13 protein-coding genes and 1 pseudogene are annotated in these 16,550 nt (G+C 56.5%); 12 read left to right on the top strand and 2 right to left on the bottom strand.

Annotated features, from left to right (window positions below; genetic code table 11):
• Positions 1-30 precede the first annotated feature (30 nt).
• The 8 genes from dnaE (at position 31) to glnA (ending at position 10,778) form a co-directional block, all read left to right on the top strand.
• Complete coding sequence (gene dnaE / locus NBH13_RS06625; RefSeq protein ID WP_250779337.1) at positions 31-3,621, top strand: DNA polymerase III subunit alpha; 3,591 nt, start codon at positions 31-33, stop codon at positions 3,619-3,621.
• 124 nt (positions 3,622-3,745) lie between these two features.
• On the top strand, positions 3,746-5,128 hold the full coding sequence (hisD, locus tag NBH13_RS06620) for a histidinol dehydrogenase (protein WP_186277572.1): 1,383 nt from the start codon (positions 3,746-3,748) through the stop codon (positions 5,126-5,128).
• The gene (locus NBH13_RS06615) at positions 5,125-6,300 is read left to right on the top strand and encodes a histidinol-phosphate transaminase (protein WP_099571346.1); all 1,176 of its coding nucleotides are present in this window, start codon (positions 5,125-5,127) and stop codon (positions 6,298-6,300) included. Before hisD ends, NBH13_RS06615 begins: the two co-directional genes overlap by 4 nt.
• 59 nt (positions 6,301-6,359) lie before the next feature.
• Positions 6,360-6,959: an imidazoleglycerol-phosphate dehydratase HisB gene (gene hisB, locus NBH13_RS06610; RefSeq protein ID WP_003834316.1), complete on the top strand. Its 600-nt coding sequence runs from the start codon at positions 6,360-6,362 to the stop codon at positions 6,957-6,959.
• Positions 6,959-7,732: a hypothetical protein gene (locus NBH13_RS06605; RefSeq protein ID WP_099595222.1), complete on the top strand. Its 774-nt coding sequence runs from the start codon at positions 6,959-6,961 to the stop codon at positions 7,730-7,732. Before hisB ends, NBH13_RS06605 begins: the two co-directional genes overlap by 1 nt.
• 96 nt (positions 7,733-7,828) lie before the next feature.
• Positions 7,829-8,476 (top strand): imidazole glycerol phosphate synthase subunit HisH, encoded by a 648-nt coding sequence (hisH, locus tag NBH13_RS06600; protein WP_250779335.1) that lies wholly within the window; start codon positions 7,829-7,831, stop codon positions 8,474-8,476.
• A gap of 126 nt (positions 8,477-8,602) precedes the next feature.
• Positions 8,603-9,328: a bifunctional 1-(5-phosphoribosyl)-5-((5-phosphoribosylamino)methylideneamino)imidazole-4-carboxamide isomerase/phosphoribosylanthranilate isomerase PriA gene (gene priA / locus NBH13_RS06595; protein WP_144171342.1), complete on the top strand. Its 726-nt coding sequence runs from the start codon at positions 8,603-8,605 to the stop codon at positions 9,326-9,328.
• Positions 9,329-9,440: 112 nt separating this feature from the next.
• Positions 9,441-10,778: a type I glutamate--ammonia ligase gene (gene glnA, locus NBH13_RS06590; RefSeq protein WP_099571341.1), complete on the top strand. Its 1,338-nt coding sequence runs from the start codon at positions 9,441-9,443 to the stop codon at positions 10,776-10,778.
• Positions 10,779-10,893: 115 nt separating this feature from the next.
• On the opposite strand, the gene NBH13_RS06585 is transcribed toward glnA, so the two are convergent.
• Positions 10,894-11,823: a hemagglutinin gene (locus NBH13_RS06585; protein ID WP_250779334.1), complete on the bottom strand. Its 930-nt coding sequence runs from the start codon at positions 11,821-11,823 to the stop codon at positions 10,894-10,896.
• Between the two features lie 135 nt (positions 11,824-11,958).
• Here NBH13_RS06585 and NBH13_RS06580 point away from each other — a divergent pair, with 135 nt between their 5' ends.
• On the top strand, positions 11,959-13,185 hold the full coding sequence (locus NBH13_RS06580; RefSeq protein ID WP_250779333.1) for an MFS transporter: 1,227 nt from the start codon (positions 11,959-11,961) through the stop codon (positions 13,183-13,185).
• Between the two features lie 90 nt (positions 13,186-13,275).
• Here NBH13_RS06580 and NBH13_RS06575 read toward each other — a convergent pair.
• A pseudogene (locus tag NBH13_RS06575) lies at positions 13,276-13,527 on the bottom strand (ABC transporter ATP-binding protein); the annotation flags it as partial.
• 97 nt (positions 13,528-13,624) lie between these two features.
• Between NBH13_RS06575 and NBH13_RS06570 the strand changes: the two are divergent.
• From NBH13_RS06570 to NBH13_RS06560, 3 genes are all read left to right on the top strand, one after another.
• Positions 13,625-14,281: a hypothetical protein gene (locus NBH13_RS06570; protein WP_180753703.1), complete on the top strand. Its 657-nt coding sequence runs from the start codon at positions 13,625-13,627 to the stop codon at positions 14,279-14,281.
• 143 nt (positions 14,282-14,424) lie between these two features.
• The gene (locus NBH13_RS06565; protein ID WP_250779331.1) at positions 14,425-15,453 is read left to right on the top strand and encodes a hypothetical protein; all 1,029 of its coding nucleotides are present in this window, start codon (positions 14,425-14,427) and stop codon (positions 15,451-15,453) included.
• Between the two features lie 6 nt (positions 15,454-15,459).
• The gene (locus NBH13_RS06560) at positions 15,460-16,536 is read left to right on the top strand and encodes a hypothetical protein (RefSeq protein WP_250779330.1); all 1,077 of its coding nucleotides are present in this window, start codon (positions 15,460-15,462) and stop codon (positions 16,534-16,536) included.
• The last annotated feature ends 14 nt before the right edge of the window (positions 16,537-16,550 follow it).

Raw genomic sequence — 16,550 nt, 5'->3', positions numbered from 1 at the left:
ACGTCACCAATCACCGGTAGATTGGAACGCATGGCTACTTCCGGAAATTTCGTACAACTGCATAATCACACGCATTATTCGCTGCTTGACGGCGCATCGAAAATTCCGGATCTGGTCAAGCGTGCCAAAGAACTCAATATGCCCGCCGTCGGCATCACCGACCATGGCAACATGCATGGTGCATACGAAATGTGGAGCACCGCGGTCAAAGAGGGCGTCAAACCGATCATCGGCATCGAAGCGTATGTGACGCCGGAAACCGCGCGACAGGACCAAACCCGCGTCAGCTGGGACACCAACTGGAATCCCGATATCGATCCGCAGCATCGCCGGCGCAACCCTAACGACGTATCCGGCGGCGGCCTGATCACCCACCTTACGATGTGGGCCGAAACCGACGAAGGCCTCGTCAATCTTATGAAAGCGTCCACCGACGCGAATCTTGAGGGACGTGTCATGCGATACCCCCGAATGGATAAGGAAATCCTTGCCAAATATTCCAAAGGCATCATCGCATCTTCCGGATGCCCGTCAGGAATCATCCAAACGCGACTGCTGCTCGGCCAATTCGACGAGGCATTGCGTGCCGCAGGGGAATTACAGGATATTTTCGGACGCGACAATTTTTATATCGAATTCATGGACCACGGTCTGAAAATCGAAAGGCAAGTGACCGACGGTCTGCTGGACATTGCGAAAAAACTGAACGCGCCGCTGCTTGCCACCAACGATTCGCATTACGTGCGTGCCGAAGACGCGGGCTCGCAGGACGCCATGCTGTGCATCAACTCGGGTTCCACGTTGGACGAGCCGGGACGATTCAAATTCGATGGAACCGGCTACTACCTGAAATCCGCCGAAGAAATGCGCGAACTGTTCAAAGACATTCCCGAAGCGTGTGACAACACGTTGGAAATCGCCGAACGCTGCAATGTCATGTTCGACGATCATGAGGACGGCGCGTTCATGCCGCAATTCGACTGCCCGGAAGGCTGGGACGAGACCTCGCTGTTCCTGCGAAAAGTCGAGGAAGGCTTGGAACAGCGCTATGACGGGCATCCGCCGATCGAAGTGCTTAAGCAGGCCGATTACGAATGCGGTGTGATCTGCCAGATGCAGTTCTGCGGATACTTCCTCGTGGTGGCCGACTACATCAATTGGGCCAAATCGCATGGCGTGATGGTGGGGCCGGGCCGTGGATCCGCGGCAGGAGCCATGGTGGCGTACGCCATGGGCATCACCGAACTCGACCCGATTAAACATGGTCTGATCTTCGAACGATTCCTTAACCCGGAACGTGTGTCACTACCTGATATCGACGTCGATTTCGATCCGGATGGCCGCGGCCGAGTGCTTGATTACGTCGGCGACAAGTACGGTCGAGACAAGGTCGCGCAATGTGTGATCTACGGCACCATCAAAACCAAGCAGGCGCTGAAGGATTCCGCGCGAATCATGGGCTACGAATTCTCCATGGGCGAGCGTATCACCAAGGCGTTGCCGCCGGCGCAGACGGGTGGCAAGGATATTCCGTTGCGCGATATTTTCGAGCCGACGTCGAAACGTTATGCGGAGGCTCGTGAATTCCGTGAATTGTATGATTCCGATCCGGATGCGAAGCGTGTTACGGATGAGGCGATGGGTATTGAGGGGCTGATTCGTCAGACCGGCGTGCATGCGTGCGCCACGATCATGGGTAGCGAGCCGATTTCGAATACGTCGCCGCTGCTGGAACGTACCGATGGTACGGTTACGACCACGTTGGAATATCATACGTGTGAAACGCTTGGTTTGGTCAAGATGGATTTTCTTGGTCTTTCCAACTTAACGGTTATTCGCGATACGTTGAATAATATCGAGGCGAATGGCAAGGAGCGTATCGACCATACGAAGATTCCATTGGATGACCGTGCCACGTACGATCTGTTGTCGCGAGGTGACACGCTTGGTGTGTTCCAGTTGGATTCCGATGGTATGCGTTCGTTGCTGAAAACGTTGAAGCCGAATAACTTCAACGATATTTCCGCATTGATCGCGTTGTATCGTCCTGGTCCGATGGATATGGATTCGCATACGAATTATGCGAAGCGTAAGAATGGTTTGCAGAAGATCACGCCGATTCATCCTGAGGTGGCTGAGCCGCTGAAGGAGGTGCTTGATGAGACGTATGGTCTGATTGTGTACCAGGAGCAGGTACAGTCGGCTGCGCGTATTTTGGCTGGTTATTCGTTGGGCAAGGCAGATGTGCTTCGTCGAGCGATGGGTAAGAAGAAGCCTGAGGTACTGGCCAAGGAGAAGGTGCCGTTCTTCGCGGGCATGAAGGAGCATGGGTATTCTCAGGAGGCGGCTCAGGCCGTGTGGGATATTTTGGTGCCGTTCTCAGGCTACGCGTTCAATAAGGCGCATTCGGCCGCATACGGTTTGATTTCGTATTGGACCGCGTATTTGAAGACGCACTATCCGGTGGAGTTCATGGCGGCTTTGCTGCAGGGTGCGAGCACGAACAAAGATAAGACCGCGTTGTATTTGGGCGAGGCTCGCCGCATGGGCATTCAGGTGTTGTCGCCTGATGTGAACGAGTCGGTGTATGAGTATTCCGCTGTTGGCGATGTGGTGCGTTTTGGTCTTGGCGCCATTCGTAACGTTGGCAAGGCTGCGGTTGATGCGATCGTCAAGGAACGTGACGGCAGTCATGGCAAGTATGTGAATTTCCCTGATTTCATCAAGCGTGTGCCGATGGAGGCATTGAATCGTCGATTGGTTGAATCGTTGATCAAGGCCGGTGCGTTTGATTCGATTGATCCGAACCGTCGTGCGTTGTTTACGATTCATGAGGCTGCGATCAATTCGGTGGTCGGTTTGAAGCGTAAGCAGGCTGAGGGCCAGTTTGATTTGTTCGCCGATTTGGAGGATTCCGGCGAAGATGATGCCGGCATGGGTGATGCCATGGTGAACGTGCCTGACGTGGAGGAGTGGGATAAGAAAACCAAGTTGAATTTCGAGCGTGAAATGCTTGGTTTGTATGTGTCCGACCATCCATTGAGCGGCATGCAGTCGATTCTGGCGTCGTTGCGTGAAATGTCGATCGCGCATCTGATTGATCGTGCCGCAAATATGCCTGACGGTCAGCAGGTGACGGTGGCGGGCTTGATCACGAATGTGGATCGTCGCGTGTCGAAGAAGGGTAATCCTTGGGCGATTGTGACGATTGAGGATTTGGAAAGCTCCATCCAGTGCATGTTCTTCGGCAAGGTATACGAGGCCGCCGCTCCCGAACTGGCAGTCGATACGGTGGTGCAGATCCGTGGACAGGTCGAAAAACGCGATGAGACGGTGAGCATGCGTGCCACGGAATTCAACGTGCCGACGTTGGAGGCGCAAGATGAGAAGCCGGTGACGATTATGCTGCCGCCGATCGCGCTTGACCAATCGCATGTGCAGCAGTTAGGGCAGATTCTCTCGAATCATCCTGGACCCTGCGAAGTGAAGCTCGCATTGATGGACGATAAGGGCAACGCCAAGGTACTGACGTTCGGCGACCGTTTCCGCGTGCGCCGCGACACGAGTCTGTTCGCTGAAATCAAAATCCTTTTCGGTCCCAGTTCTCTGCCTTTGGGCTGACCGGTCGTGGGGATGATGCCGAAAGTTCAGCCGAATATCTCACTATGCGGCTGAACTTGAGACGTGCAGGCGTTCTCGTGACATTACGTTGTTACCATGGGGCGTTATGAGCGAAGAAAACTATATGCGAATCATTGACCTGCGCGGCAAGAAGTTGACCCGAGCTGAAATGCTGGAGGCTATGCCCCGCGCCGAGATGGGCACCAACGAGGCGACCGATCTCGTGCAGCCCATTCTTGACGATGTGAAGGCCCGCGGTGCTGCGGCCCTGCGTGACTTCGCGGAGAAATTCGACCATATCCGTCCGGAGAATCTGCGCGTGCCGGTGGAAGCCATGAAGGCCGCCGTCGACGAGTTGGATCCGGAAGTGCGTGCCGCCATCGAAGAGTCCGTGCGTCGTTCCCGCGCCGTGTCCGCTTCCCAGGTGCCGGCACCGTTCCACACCGATCTGGCTGAGGGTGCCCGCGTTTCCGAACGTTGGATTCCGGTGCAGCGTGTCGGTCTGTATGTGCCTGGCGGCAAGGCTGTCTACCCGAGCTCCGTTATCATGAACGTGGTTCCGGCACAGGCCGCCGGTGTGGAATCTCTCGCCATCGCAACCCCGCCGAGCCGTAACAATGCCGATGGTCTGCCTGACAAGACCATTCTCGCCACCTGCGCCATTCTTGGCGTTGATGAAGTGTATGCGGTCGGCGGCGCTCAGGCCGTGGCCATGTTCGCCTACGGTGCCAAGGGTTCTGAACCGCAGGACGGTGAGATCCTGTGCGATCCGGTCGACAAGATCACCGGTCCTGGCAACATTTTCGTCGCTACCGCCAAGCGTATGGTGTCGGGCATTGTCGGCATCGACGCCGTGGCAGGACCGACCGAAATCGCCATCATCGCAGACAAGGGCGCCAATCCGAGCTGGCTGGCCGCCGATCTGATCGGCCAAGCCGAGCATGACGAACTCGCCGGTTCCGTGCTCATCACCGACAGCGAAGAGATCGCCGAACAGGTGCAGGAGGATCTCAAGTACCGCGTGCCTCGCACCGAGCATTCCGAGCGTGTGAACACGTCGCTGCGTGGTCGTCAGTCCGGCATCATCCTCACCGATGGCATCGAACAGTCCATCGACGCGGCCAACGCGTATGCCGCCGAACACCTTGAGGTCCAGACCGCCGACCCGGATGCCGTGATCGCCAAGATCCGCAACGCCGGTGCCATCTTCCGTGGCCCGTACTCTCCGGTGCCGCTGGGCGACTACATGTCCGGCTCCAACCACGTGCTGCCGACCTCCGGCACTGCACGTTTCGCCTCCGGCCTGGGCGTGCACACCTTCATGAAGCCGGTCGAAGTCATCGAATACGACGAGCAGGGCCTGAAGACCCTCGCTGCTCGCGTGAACGCCTTCGCCGTTTCGGAAGATCTGCCGGCACACGGCGAAAGCGTGCTGAGCCGCTTCATCGACGATCCGTACAACAAGGAAACCATCAAGGAACAGGAAGAGCAGGCAGGCCTTCGATGAGTGAGACTTCCAGCAACGCCATTCCGGCATATCTCCCGCTGCGCAACGATCTGATCGGCGAAGAGCCGTACGGTGCGCCGCAATTGGACGTGCCTGTATGCCTCAACGTCAACGAGAACCCGTATGCGCCGGAACCGGCAGTGGTCGAAACCATCGCGCAGCGAGTCAAGGAGATCGCCCCGTCGCTCAACCGTTACCCGGATCGTGAGCATATCGCGTTGCGTCAGGCGTTCTGCGACTATCTCGAACGCGAGTCCGGCGTCAAGATGGAAGTCGACCAGCTGTGGGGCGCCAACGGGTCCAACGAGATCATGCTGCAGCTGTTCCAGGCTTTCGGCGGTCCAGGGCGCATTGCGCTCGGTTGCGATCCGACGTATTCGATGTATCCGGAATATGCCCGCGACACGTTCACCACGTGGAAGCTTGCGCACCGCAACGAGGATTTCTCACTGAACGTCGACGCCACCATCAAAGCGATCGAAGACGTCAAGCCGGCCATGATCGTGCTCACCAGCCCGAACAATCCGACCGGCACTCCGCTGAAGATGGACGATCTCAAGCGTGTGCTCGACGCCGCCAAAACCGCTGAAGTCGAAGGTGCCGCCGAGGGTGTGCATCCGGTGGTCGTGGTGGACGAAGCCTACATCGAATTCCGTGATCCGGGCACGCCCACCGCGCTCGAACTCATCGACGAGTATGAGAATCTCGCCGTGAGCCGAACCATGAGCAAGGCGTTCGCCTTCGCAGGCGCACGAGTCGGCTATCTGGCCGCCAACAAGGGCATCATCGACTGCGTGCGCATCGTGCGCATGCCGTACCACCTGTCGGCCGTCACCCAGGCAGCCGCGCTTGCCGCATTCGAACATACCGACGAGCAGCTCAGCCGTGTGGCACACCTGCGTGACATTCGCAATCAGACCGCAGCGTGGCTCAAGGAACAAACCTACAAGGGACAGCCGCTCGAAGTGGCCGAAACACAGTCCAACTTCATCCTGTTTGGCGGTCATTTCGACGATCGCAGCCGCATCTTCGACGAACTGCTCAAGCGTGGCGTGCTCATCCGTACCGTCGGCCCTGACGGCTGGATGCGCGTATGCATGGGCACCGACGAGGAAATGGCGCGTTTCCGCGAAGCATTGGTCGAAGTGCTGCGTATTGTGGAACAGGACTGAAATACATACGTAAAAACTGCACCAAAGCAGGATCGAGCATTTTCAAAAGGAGTCGCAACATGGCGCGTACCGCAACCATCGTTCGTGAAACCAGCGAATCCAAGGTCGAACTGAGCCTGAATCTCGACGGCACAGGCAAAACCGACATCGACACTTCGGTGCCGTTCTACAACCATATGATGACGGCACTCGGCAAGCATTCGCTGATCGACCTGACTATCAAAGCCACCGGTGACACCGACATCGACGCGCACCACACCGTCGAAGACATCGCCATCGTATTCGGCGAGGCGTTGAAGCAGGCGTTGGGTGACAAGCGTGGCATCCGTCGTTTTGCCGACGCCACCGTGCCGTTGGATGAGGCGCTCGCCAAGGCTGTGGTCGATATTTCCGGACGCCCGTACTGTGTGTGCACCGGAGAGCCGGAAGGCTTCGAATACTGCATGATCGGCGGCCATTTCACTGGCTCCCTCGTGCGTCACGTTATGGAATCCATCGCCATGCATGCCGGAATCTGCCTGCATCTGCAGGTGATCTCTGGCCGTGATCCGCACCATATCGCCGAAGCCGAGTTCAAGGCCTTGGCGCGTGCGCTGCGTTTCGCCATCGAGCCGGATCCGCGTGTCGATGGTATTCCGAGCACGAAGGGCGCTCTGTGATGAGCGACGATCGAAATAACGATTTCGACGATTTCCAAGGATTCGACGGATCCAACGATTTCGGCGATCCCAACGCTGACGGCATGCATTTCAGCGAAGAGGAATTGGAAGCGGCTATGGCCGGCTTCGAGCAGGAATTCAAAGATGCCGAGGCAAGCAAGAATGAGCGGACGGACAATCCGCCATCTAAAGCTCTCGATTCCTCCGAAGCTTCCGATGATGCGGAATCCTCCGAATCCTCGGGAATCGACGACATGCTCAACGCGGCTGAGGATTCGTTGAAATTCGAAGACGAGCTGCAGGGACTGCTTGGCAATCGTGCGAAAGTGGCTGTGATCATCACCAGACTGACCTCGCCACGATTGCTGGCGGCATTCTGCGAATTGTCCGATATTTCCGCACAGTGCATCGGATCGGCGCAAGGTGCTGTCGCGGTGCTGCGCAATCTCGACGGAGACGGTCCGGAAGCGGCGGTCAAAGACATGACGATCGTCGTTGCCGGCATGCCCGCGATTCTTGCCGTCAACCGTGCGGACAAGCTCGAAGCGACGATGTACGTGGAAGGCAAGGCGGGCAAAACCTTCGCTCCGCCGGTGCTATTCACCTCCACTGCGCCGTTCGTTGAAGATCTCATGCTTGGCATCACCGATATGAACGCGCTGGAACAGGCGGATATGACCATTTTCGATTCCGCCGACCTCGATCGGGATGCAGCGATGAGCATTATCGCCGAGCATACGCGGTTCGGACGCGGTGCATCAAGCATCAGTTAACGACGGCAAGCGTGAGTCATCCTGCCGAACATGCGTTACGCGACACAAGACGACTCACGCCATAGAACAACGAATGACACAAGAAGGAGAACGCCCATGACATCCGTGGTGGTTTTCGATTATGGTTTCGGCAACGTGCGTTCCATGGTTCGTGCGCTGGCCAATCTCAACCTTGACGTGACCCTCACTTCCGACCATCGGCAGGCCTTGGAAGCCGACGGTCTGGTAGTGCCCGGCGTGGGCGCTTTCGGCGCATGCATGGAAGGTCTCAAGTCGGTGGGCGGAGACACCGTGATCAAAGATCGTCTGCGTGCCGGGCGACCGGTGCTCGGTGTGTGCGTGGGCGAACAGATCATGTTCGAACGTGGTATGGAACACGGCGCCGACACTCCGGGCCTTGGTCTGATCAAGGGAGACGTGGAACTGCTTGACGCCGATGTGGTGCCGCACATGGGATGGGACACCGTCGAGGCACCGGAAGGTTCCGTGCTCATGAAGGGTGTGGAAGGTGAACGTTTCTACTTCGTGCATTCCTTCGCCGCGATGGGCGCCGCTTCCGCCGACACGTCCGGCGACCAGCTTGATTTCGGTGACGCCGAGGAGCGCGTGACCTGGTGCACGTACGGACGTAGCCGTTTTGTGGCGGCCTACGAGCGCGGTCCTCTGTTCGCCACGCAGTTCCACCCTGAAAAGTCCGCCGAAGCTGGTTCGCAGCTGCTGCGCAATTGGATTGCGACATTCTGATGATATGAGACCGTCATCGCCTGTTTTGACGATGACTTCATATATACGATTGATACACGCCTATTTGATGCACATACTTGCGATTGTCATGTAATGGCGATCGGTTGATCACAGAGAGGTACAGACATGTCTTTGACATTGCTTCCCGCCGTCGATGTTCGTGATGGCAAGGCCGTTCGCCTGCGTCAGGGTGAATCCGGTTCGGAAACCGACTACGGTTCGCCGTTGGAGGCCGCTCGCACGTGGGCTGAGTCCGGTGCGGAATGGATTCACCTGGTCGATCTTGACGCCGCGTTCGGCACGGGCAACAACCGTGACCAGCTGCGTGCCATCGTCAAGGAACTGGGCGACAAGGTCAATATTGAAATGTCCGGCGGTGTGCGCGACGATGCATCGCTCGATGCGGCCTTGGAAGCAGGAGCAGCCCGTGTGAACATTGGCACGGCCGCTCTTGAGAATCCGGATTGGACCGCTTCCGTCATCAAGAAGTACGGTGATCGCGTGGCAGTCGGCCTTGATGTGCGTGGCCACACCCTCGCGGCACGCGGATGGGTGAAGGAAGGCGGCGACCTGTTCGAAACCATGGCGTTCCTGGATTCCGTCGGCTGCTCCCGTTACGTGGTCACCGACGTGGCCCGCGACGGCATGATGAGCGGCCCGAACATCGACCTGCTGCGTGAAGTCGCGGAACGTACCGATGCGAAGGTCACCGCGTCCGGCGGTATTTCCAAGCTCGATGACCTGCGTGCCATCAAGGAGCTCGCCGATTTGGGCGTGGACTCCGCCATTCTCGGCAAGTCGCTGTACGCACGCGCTTTCACCTTGGAAGAGGCTCTTGAAGTCGCACGCTGAACATTGTTCGACAAGCCAATGATGATAGGATCGTTCGCAACGTGGACGGTCCTATCGTATTGCGGCGCGTGTTAACGACTTTCGTAACATGCGCATGGAACGATGGGGCACTATGGATAAACAGCAAGAGTTTGCTTTGCGCACAGTCGAAGAACGCGACGTGCGCTTCATTCGTTTGTGGTTCACGGATGTGTTGGGAACATTGAAGTCCGTGGCTATCGCACCGGCTGAATTGGAAGCTGCGTTCGAGGAAGGGCTCGGATTCGATGGTTCCGCGGTGGAAGGTCTCACCCGTGTGTCCGAAGACGATATGATCGTCAAACCCGATCCGTCGACCTTCCAGATTCTTCCATGGCGCGGCGGTCCGCAGGGCACTGCACGCATGTTCTGCGACGTGCTTACCCCTGATGGCGAGCCGTCGTTGGGTGATCCGCGTCATGTGCTGAAGCAGGCTCTGTCGAAAGCCAAGGAGAAGGGCTTCACCTTCTATGTGCATCCGGAAATTGAATTCTATCTGTTCGAAAGGCAGGATGATTGGTCCCAGACGCCAACCCCAATCGATGAGGGCGGCTATTTCGACCATGTGCCGCGCAGCCCTGGCATGGACTTCCGCCGTGCCACCGTCAACATGCTCGAACAGATGGGCATTTCGGTGGAATACTCGCACCATGAGGCGGGTCCAGGCCAGAATGAGATTGATCTGCGTTATGCGGACGCGCTCACCACGGCCGACAACATCATGACCTTCCGTACCGTCGTCAAGGAGATTTCGCTGGAGCGCGGCATTCATGCCAGCTTCATGCCGAAGCCGCTTTCTGACGCTCCGGGTTCAGGCATGCACACGCATTTGAGCCTGTTCGAAGGTGACTCCAACGCGTTCTATGAGGCGGGTCAGGAATTCAACATGTCCGTCACCGCACGCCAGTTCGCCGCCGGCATCCTGTACCATGCGGCTGAAATCTGCGCGGTCACCGACCAGTACGTCAACTCCTACAAGCGCCTGTGGGGCGGCAATGAGGCTCCGAGCTACATCTGCTGGGGACACAACAACCGTTCCGCGTTGCTGCGCATTCCGCAGTACAAGCCGGGCAAGGGCAATTCCGCCCGCATGGAATTCCGTGCGCTCGATCCGGTCGCCAACCCGTACCTCGCATACTCCGTGCTTTTGGCCGCGGGACTCGATGGTATCGACAAGCAGATGCAGTTGGGTGAGCCGACCAGCGATGACGTCTGGGAGCTTACCGATGCGGAACGTCAGGCCATGGGCATCCAGCCGCTGCCGGAGTCTCTTGACGAGGCGTTGAAGGTTATGGAGAAGTCCGACTTCGTGGCCAGCGTGCTCGGCGAGCACGCGTTCGAATACTTCCTGCGCAACAAGCGTCAGGAATGGGAGGAGTATCGCAAGCAGGTCACTCCGTTCGAATTGAAGAAGTACTTGCCGAGGCTGTAACGGTTTCCCATAATCGAAAATCGCATATCAAAAACCCGCTGTAGTGATCGAAAATGATCACACAGCGGGTTTTCGTATGCCTGAAAATTTGTATTTACGTATCTACAATTGCTGATTAGCTTCGAGGAGAGTCGAACATCGAATCGTAGATGATTGCGAAGTTGCGGTTGCCGTAGGTCGAACAGGCGTCTCCTTCGCCGACTCCCGCATCCAATGCGGCTGTATTCGGCTGATAAGGCGTGTAAATGTACAGCAGTGCGGTCGCCTTGTTTTCGATGTACACGTTGCTGCCACCGCAGCTGGCGTCCGGATTGTATTGAATATAGTTGAGCGTGCCCGCATGGTATCCGTAGCGATCCTCATGATGCACGTAATACTGGTAGCGTTTCGCCGCGCCATACACCTGTTTGAAAAAACCTGCATATTCCGGATCGCAGTTCGCGTCGTCCGGGCAGCTTAATCCCATGGCCGACTTGAATTGGAAGTCGCTTGGATCGGTGGCGGTAAGCAGATGCTGTTCCTTTTGCAGCACGGTAAGCAACACTTTTTGACTGATATCGCACGCCTTTCCCGACTTGTAGATGATCGCCGCGGCGCTTTCGTTCGACCCTCCCTCATATGCTTCGCAGTATTCGTTGGCAGGCTGCGATTCGGTACTAAACGTCATGGATTTCAAGCATTTCTCGCCGTTGCATGCGGCGCCCTGCTCTTCGATGATGGCGTTCACCTGCTGCTCGCTCAGCGCGTTCCCGTTAAAGAACAGACCATCTGAAATGATGTTGCCCGGATTGAAATCGTATTTCGTCTGCAATTGTTCCTGCGAGGCGACCGCTTCGTCCACTTGCACACGCCAACCGATGAATCGCACCAATCCAACGATCAACGCGAGCGTGGCGATAATGGCTACGGTTGTTTCGCCGACTATGAGGATGCGCTTTTTGGTGTTTGCTTTTTTCCAGACGTTATGGAGTTTGGTGAAGCTTGGCTGGTTGTTTTTCTTGGGTTTGCGGTTGTTTTTGGCTGTGGTGGTTGTTTTGCGTGTCATCGCGCGTCATTGTATCGCGTTTGGCTTATCGTTTGTTTGACGATTGATTCGTCAAACGATTGACGTGAGAAGATTCAAGGAAAATGTGAGTCTGGCAAGGCGTGGGGAGCGTGAGGGGTCATGGAGGAGAAGAGCATGGCGAGGAGTGATGTGGCGAAGGAACGGTTTTTCAATCTGCCTGTGATTGTGCTGATCTCGCTGAGTTTCATGTTGGGCATGAGCGAGTTCATTGTCGTTGGCATTCTACCGGATATCGCGGCCGGTTTGAAGGTGTCGGAGGTGACGGTCGGCAATCTTGTGTCGCTGTTCGCGTTCGTGTATGCGCCGGTCACGCCGCTCGGATCGGCGTTGTCGGCTCGTTTTCCGCGTTTTGCCACGCATCTGACGCTGGTTGGGGTGTTCCTTATTGGCAACGTGTTGTGCGCGTTCGCGCCGAATTATGGCGTGCTCGTGGTGGCGCGAATTCTCATCGCATTGGTATCTGGCACGCTGGTGGCTATCGCCATGACGTACGCGCCCGATGTAACAACTGAACAGTACCGCACGAAGTTCATCGCATGGGTGTTTTCCGGCTTCTCCATCGCATCCGTGGTGGGTGTGCCGGTTGGCACGTGGGTTGCGAACACGTTCGGCTGGCGTTGGGCGTTCCATTTGGTGAACGTGCTTACGGTGGCACTTATTGTGCTCATGGTGATGGTGCTGCCGCGCAACAGCCGTATTGTGAAGATTGGTTTTCTGCCGCAATTCCGCCTGTTTTTCGACCGTCGTATTCAGTTGGGCGTGCTTGCCGTGGTGTTTGGCGCGGCGGCAACTTACGTGTTCTATACGTATCTGACGCCGATCATGCGAGACGAAGTGCATGTTCCCGAACAGTATTTAAGCGTTGGCCTGGTGATTTTCGGCGCGGCCTGCCTGTGGAGCAACCTGTATGGCGGCAAGCTTGCCGACCGTGGCAGGGGAGTGGAACCGCTGACGCATATTCGTCCGATCTACTGCGCGCACGCCGTGCTTATGGCATCGCTGATCGTAACGCATTGGGTGCCGGTGTATGGTGCGTTGCTGCTGGTGGTGCTTGGCATGTTCATGTATTTGCAGAATTCCGCCTCGCAGGTGCTATATATGGATGTTGCCTCTCAGTCGCATCCGGGATCGTTGAATCTGGCTGCGTCGCTCAATTCCATGTCGTTCAACATCGGCATTGCGGTCGGCTCCGCGGTCGGCGGACTGGTCAACACCCATTTGGGATTGATGTGGCTTGGCCCTGTGGGCGCGATCTTCCTGCTGTGTGCGGTTGGCACCACAACACTGCTGCGCCCGTTCGTAGCTCGAGAACGCGATTTCTACGCCAAACAGCAAGCCTGATGGCATTTGGTCGGGTTTGAACGAGCGGTTTCTGAAAGCGGCAAAGTTATAGAAGTTTTATCTGTAATTCGTTGAGATTGCGGAAAACGATTAGTGGACTGCGATGTTGGCGGGCTGGGCAGTGGGCTCGTCAGTTTGCGGAGCGTAGTCGGCTAGGTCGATTACACGAGCGCAGGCGTCCCGCGTGTCCGGATCATGGGTTGCCACTAGCACGATCATGCCTTGACCGGCCAGATTGCCGAGCACATGGCTTACGGAATGCGATGTACGCGTATCCAACTGGGCGGTCGGCTCATCAACTAGCAACATGCTCGGCCTGGAGCATACCGCACGCGCGAGCAATCATACTGATAGCGCCAGAGTGTGGGGCTGATGGCAGATGCCGCATCGATTTCGGATTATTCCTCTAATTAGCGTAGTTGGCTTGACGTTGTCATTGATGTCTTGCGCGTCTATCGTAGATGGACAAAAAGGTGAGGAAGTTGAAGCTTCGTCTTCTGCTGCGCAGTCGGGAGCTGCACAGCAGGGGTCAACCAGCGGACAGAAGTTGGCGGCGTCGTTGAGTGAATGGATTGAACAGCGGGAATCGCAAGGTAATATCGCTGAATCGCAGAAAACGATATTGGACAAAGTCAAGAGTACGGGTGAGATTTCAACGTCGGATTATGAGAAAGCCTGGTCCGATTACCGGCAATGCATGATCGACAAAGGATATAAGGAAATCAAACTCATCAAATATCCGAGCGGACTCTATGCCGAAGCTGGACACAAACAGGGAACGACCATTCAGGAATCCCGATATTCCGATGATTCCACGGAATGCGGCGATGAGTATGTTGCAGATGTGCAAGATGTGTACGGCATTATCGTAGGCAATCCGAATCTGTATGCCGATCAAGCGCAAGCCGTGGTCGATTGTTTGCATAGAGACTCGTTCGTGCCGAAGGACTATACCGTAAGCCGGTTCAACAAGGAGTTTTCCGGAACGGATGGCAACACTTCGTTTGACATGCAGAACCTGCAAGTGCGCAGTTGCCTTGTGTCGAACGGCTACAACGTGGGATATGCGACCGACGATACGGAACAGTTGTGGTGAGAAGGTAAGTGATTCCAGGGGAATCATGGTGATGTGTTCGCTGATGGTGCTTGTTGGCTGTGAGTGAATGGGTATATGTGAGTATGACGCGACGATTCGGAATGAAACAAAGGACGGGCGGTAAGCGTTCGAAGTGCACTGCTGTGACTTGGACTCTGCTGGCGGCTGTCACGGCAGCTTGTATTGCGGTCGGATCCTGCGCATTGTGGCTGCCTGACCGCACTCCGACATTGCTCAGTTCGGCGGGGGAAAAGGCTGTGGCTCCCGCCAGCGTACAGGAATACGCGGGCACGCAGCAGGTTACTGTGGTGCCCACCATCTCCAGTGACCGTGACCTTTCCGGCAATGCGAGTGGCATGGTCACCGCGGACTGGTCCGGCAACGGCCTGACCTCAGGCAAAGGTGCCTACCAGGTGAACGATCGCACGGTAGTGGCGTTGAACACCGCAACCCCCTTGTATCGCGATTTGAAGACCGGAGACACCGGCGGCGATGTGCTCGCCCTGAATAATGAACTCAGCTTACTTGGCTACAACAGCGTTCCCGGATCGGATGCCTATCGGTGGGCCACATCGGACGGGTGGAAGCAGTTGATGGCCGACAACGGCAATACGTCGGACGGATCATTGTCATTGGCTGACACATTGTGGATTCCTGCACACGAAGTCGCCGTTGACGAGTGGAGCGCAACCGCCGGATCCATGGTGACGGGCGGCACCGCAATCGGCAAAATCCCCGGATCATTGACGAAACTCACCATCAAAAACGGCACTGCATTCGCGCAGGACCGTTCGTTGACGATATTCGGCATTACGGGAACATTGCCAGCTCATGCCACTGAAATCACGGATGCCGGGTTCCTGCAACAAGTCGAAGCGAACGACAGCTACCAATCCGTGGATGTGGAATCCAAAAAAGCAGGATTGGACGCCACTCTGGCCTTGAGCGAACGGATGCGAGTGCTGCGAGTTCCCGCCGGCGCGGTATTCGGCATCAACGGTTCAACCGGCTGCATCGTGCCCAAATCCAACAACCATGGCAACACTCCCGTGAAAGTGTCGATCGTGGGAGGCGAACTTGGCGTGAGCCTCGTGCAAGCCAACAGCGAAGACATCGCTTCGATCTCCAATGTGGAAATCGGCAGCGGACTCAACAATTTCACCTGCGAGTAGACGATTATGCGATTACGATCGGTACTTTCCGAAGCGTTACGCAATATTGGCGCGGGAGTGAGTCATGCGATGCTCATGTTCGCAGCGGTATTGTTTGCGTCTACATTGCTCGGCGGATATGAGGCTGTCAATGTGGTGGGGCTCGAAACCGAGGCGGTACAACGTATCAACGCCTATGCCGACGTTAACGCCATCGTCGGGGGAACGGTGGACGGAGCCGCATGCGACAGGCTCGCCAACGCTGGCGGCGGTGTGATGAGCACCTTGGCCGGTGCGATGCGTGCTGGTCAACAGATTGTACCGCTTGCCACGCCTGGCAAGGATATATCGTCGTATGAAGTGACGCCCGGCATGATCAGGATGATCGCCGGGAGCACGAAGTCCGATGTGTCCGGCGTGTGGGTATCTACCGACGTGGCCGAGGATTTTGGTCTCACCAAAGGCAGCGTAATGCAGACCGAACAGGGAACGATGAGCGTCGCAGGCGTGTTTGATTGGCCGAACGATAGTCGTGACACGCGATTCGCCTACGCGTTCCTTGTGCCTGTATCCGCGTCGAATGGCACATTCGACGAATGTTGGGTCAGACAGTGGCCGCAAAGCGGGCAGACGGGGGATTTGTTATATTCCACGCTGGTCGCGTCGGGGTCGTCATCCAATGCCGGCGTGACGCAGGTGAATAAGAGTTTCGATTCGCATTACGATGCGCAGGTTTCGTACGGGCAGCGTATGACCCGTTGGATGCCGTGGCTGGGATTGGCTGTGGGGCTGATGTTCGGCGCGTTCAGCGTACGTCATCGTAGATTGGAATATGCTGGTGCGTTGCATTCAGGGCAGTCCAAAGGTGCGCAATTGCTGGAAATCACTATGGAAACGTTGATTTGGAGCGGTTTGGCGTGTGTCTCTTCGGCCGCGCTGCTGGGCGCGTATTGCGTTCGCATGAGCAGTGCCGATGTGATGACCGTATGGTTGGGGGCGATGCGCACGTCATGTGCGATATTCGCTGGAGTGATGGTATCAAGCGTGCTCGTCGGTATAACGATACGTGAAACGCAGTTGTTCCGTTTCTTCAAGCAACGCTAGACAGTGCTAACCAT

The organism is Bifidobacterium intestinale (genome assembly GCF_023656765.1).
GTDB classification, from domain to species: Bacteria; Actinomycetota; Actinomycetes; order Actinomycetales; family Bifidobacteriaceae; genus Bifidobacterium; species Bifidobacterium hominis.
The sequence above is the reverse complement of the archived record's forward strand: the minus strand, read 5'-3'. Positions and strand labels throughout refer to the sequence as shown.

What these genes read in the sequence shown, in the direction of transcription:
- NBH13_RS06605 (WP_099595222.1), top strand. Translation starts at nt 6,959, where the DNA reads ATGAGCGACGATCGAAATAACGATTTCGACGATTTCCAAGGATTCGAC.
- hisD (WP_186277572.1), top strand. Translation starts at nt 3,746, where the DNA reads ATGCGAATCATTGACCTGCGCGGCAAGAAGTTGACCCGAGCTGAAATG.
- hisH (WP_250779335.1), top strand. Translation starts at nt 7,829, where the DNA reads ATGACATCCGTGGTGGTTTTCGATTATGGTTTCGGCAACGTGCGTTCC.
- NBH13_RS06615 (WP_099571346.1), top strand. Translation starts at nt 5,125, where the DNA reads ATGAGTGAGACTTCCAGCAACGCCATTCCGGCATATCTCCCGCTGCGC.
- NBH13_RS06560 (WP_250779330.1), top strand. Translation starts at nt 15,460, where the DNA reads ATGCGATTACGATCGGTACTTTCCGAAGCGTTACGCAATATTGGCGCG.
- NBH13_RS06585 (WP_250779334.1), bottom strand. Translation starts at nt 11,823, where the DNA reads ATGACACGCAAAACAACCACCACAGCCAAAAACAACCGCAAACCCAAG.
- hisB (WP_003834316.1), top strand. Translation starts at nt 6,360, where the DNA reads ATGGCGCGTACCGCAACCATCGTTCGTGAAACCAGCGAATCCAAGGTC.
- priA (WP_144171342.1), top strand. Translation starts at nt 8,603, where the DNA reads ATGTCTTTGACATTGCTTCCCGCCGTCGATGTTCGTGATGGCAAGGCC.
- NBH13_RS06570 (WP_180753703.1), top strand. Translation starts at nt 13,625, where the DNA reads ATGTCTTGCGCGTCTATCGTAGATGGACAAAAAGGTGAGGAAGTTGAA.
- glnA (WP_099571341.1), top strand. Translation starts at nt 9,441, where the DNA reads ATGGATAAACAGCAAGAGTTTGCTTTGCGCACAGTCGAAGAACGCGAC.
- NBH13_RS06580 (WP_250779333.1), top strand. Translation starts at nt 11,959, where the DNA reads ATGGCGAGGAGTGATGTGGCGAAGGAACGGTTTTTCAATCTGCCTGTG.
- dnaE (WP_250779337.1), top strand. Translation starts at nt 31, where the DNA reads ATGGCTACTTCCGGAAATTTCGTACAACTGCATAATCACACGCATTAT.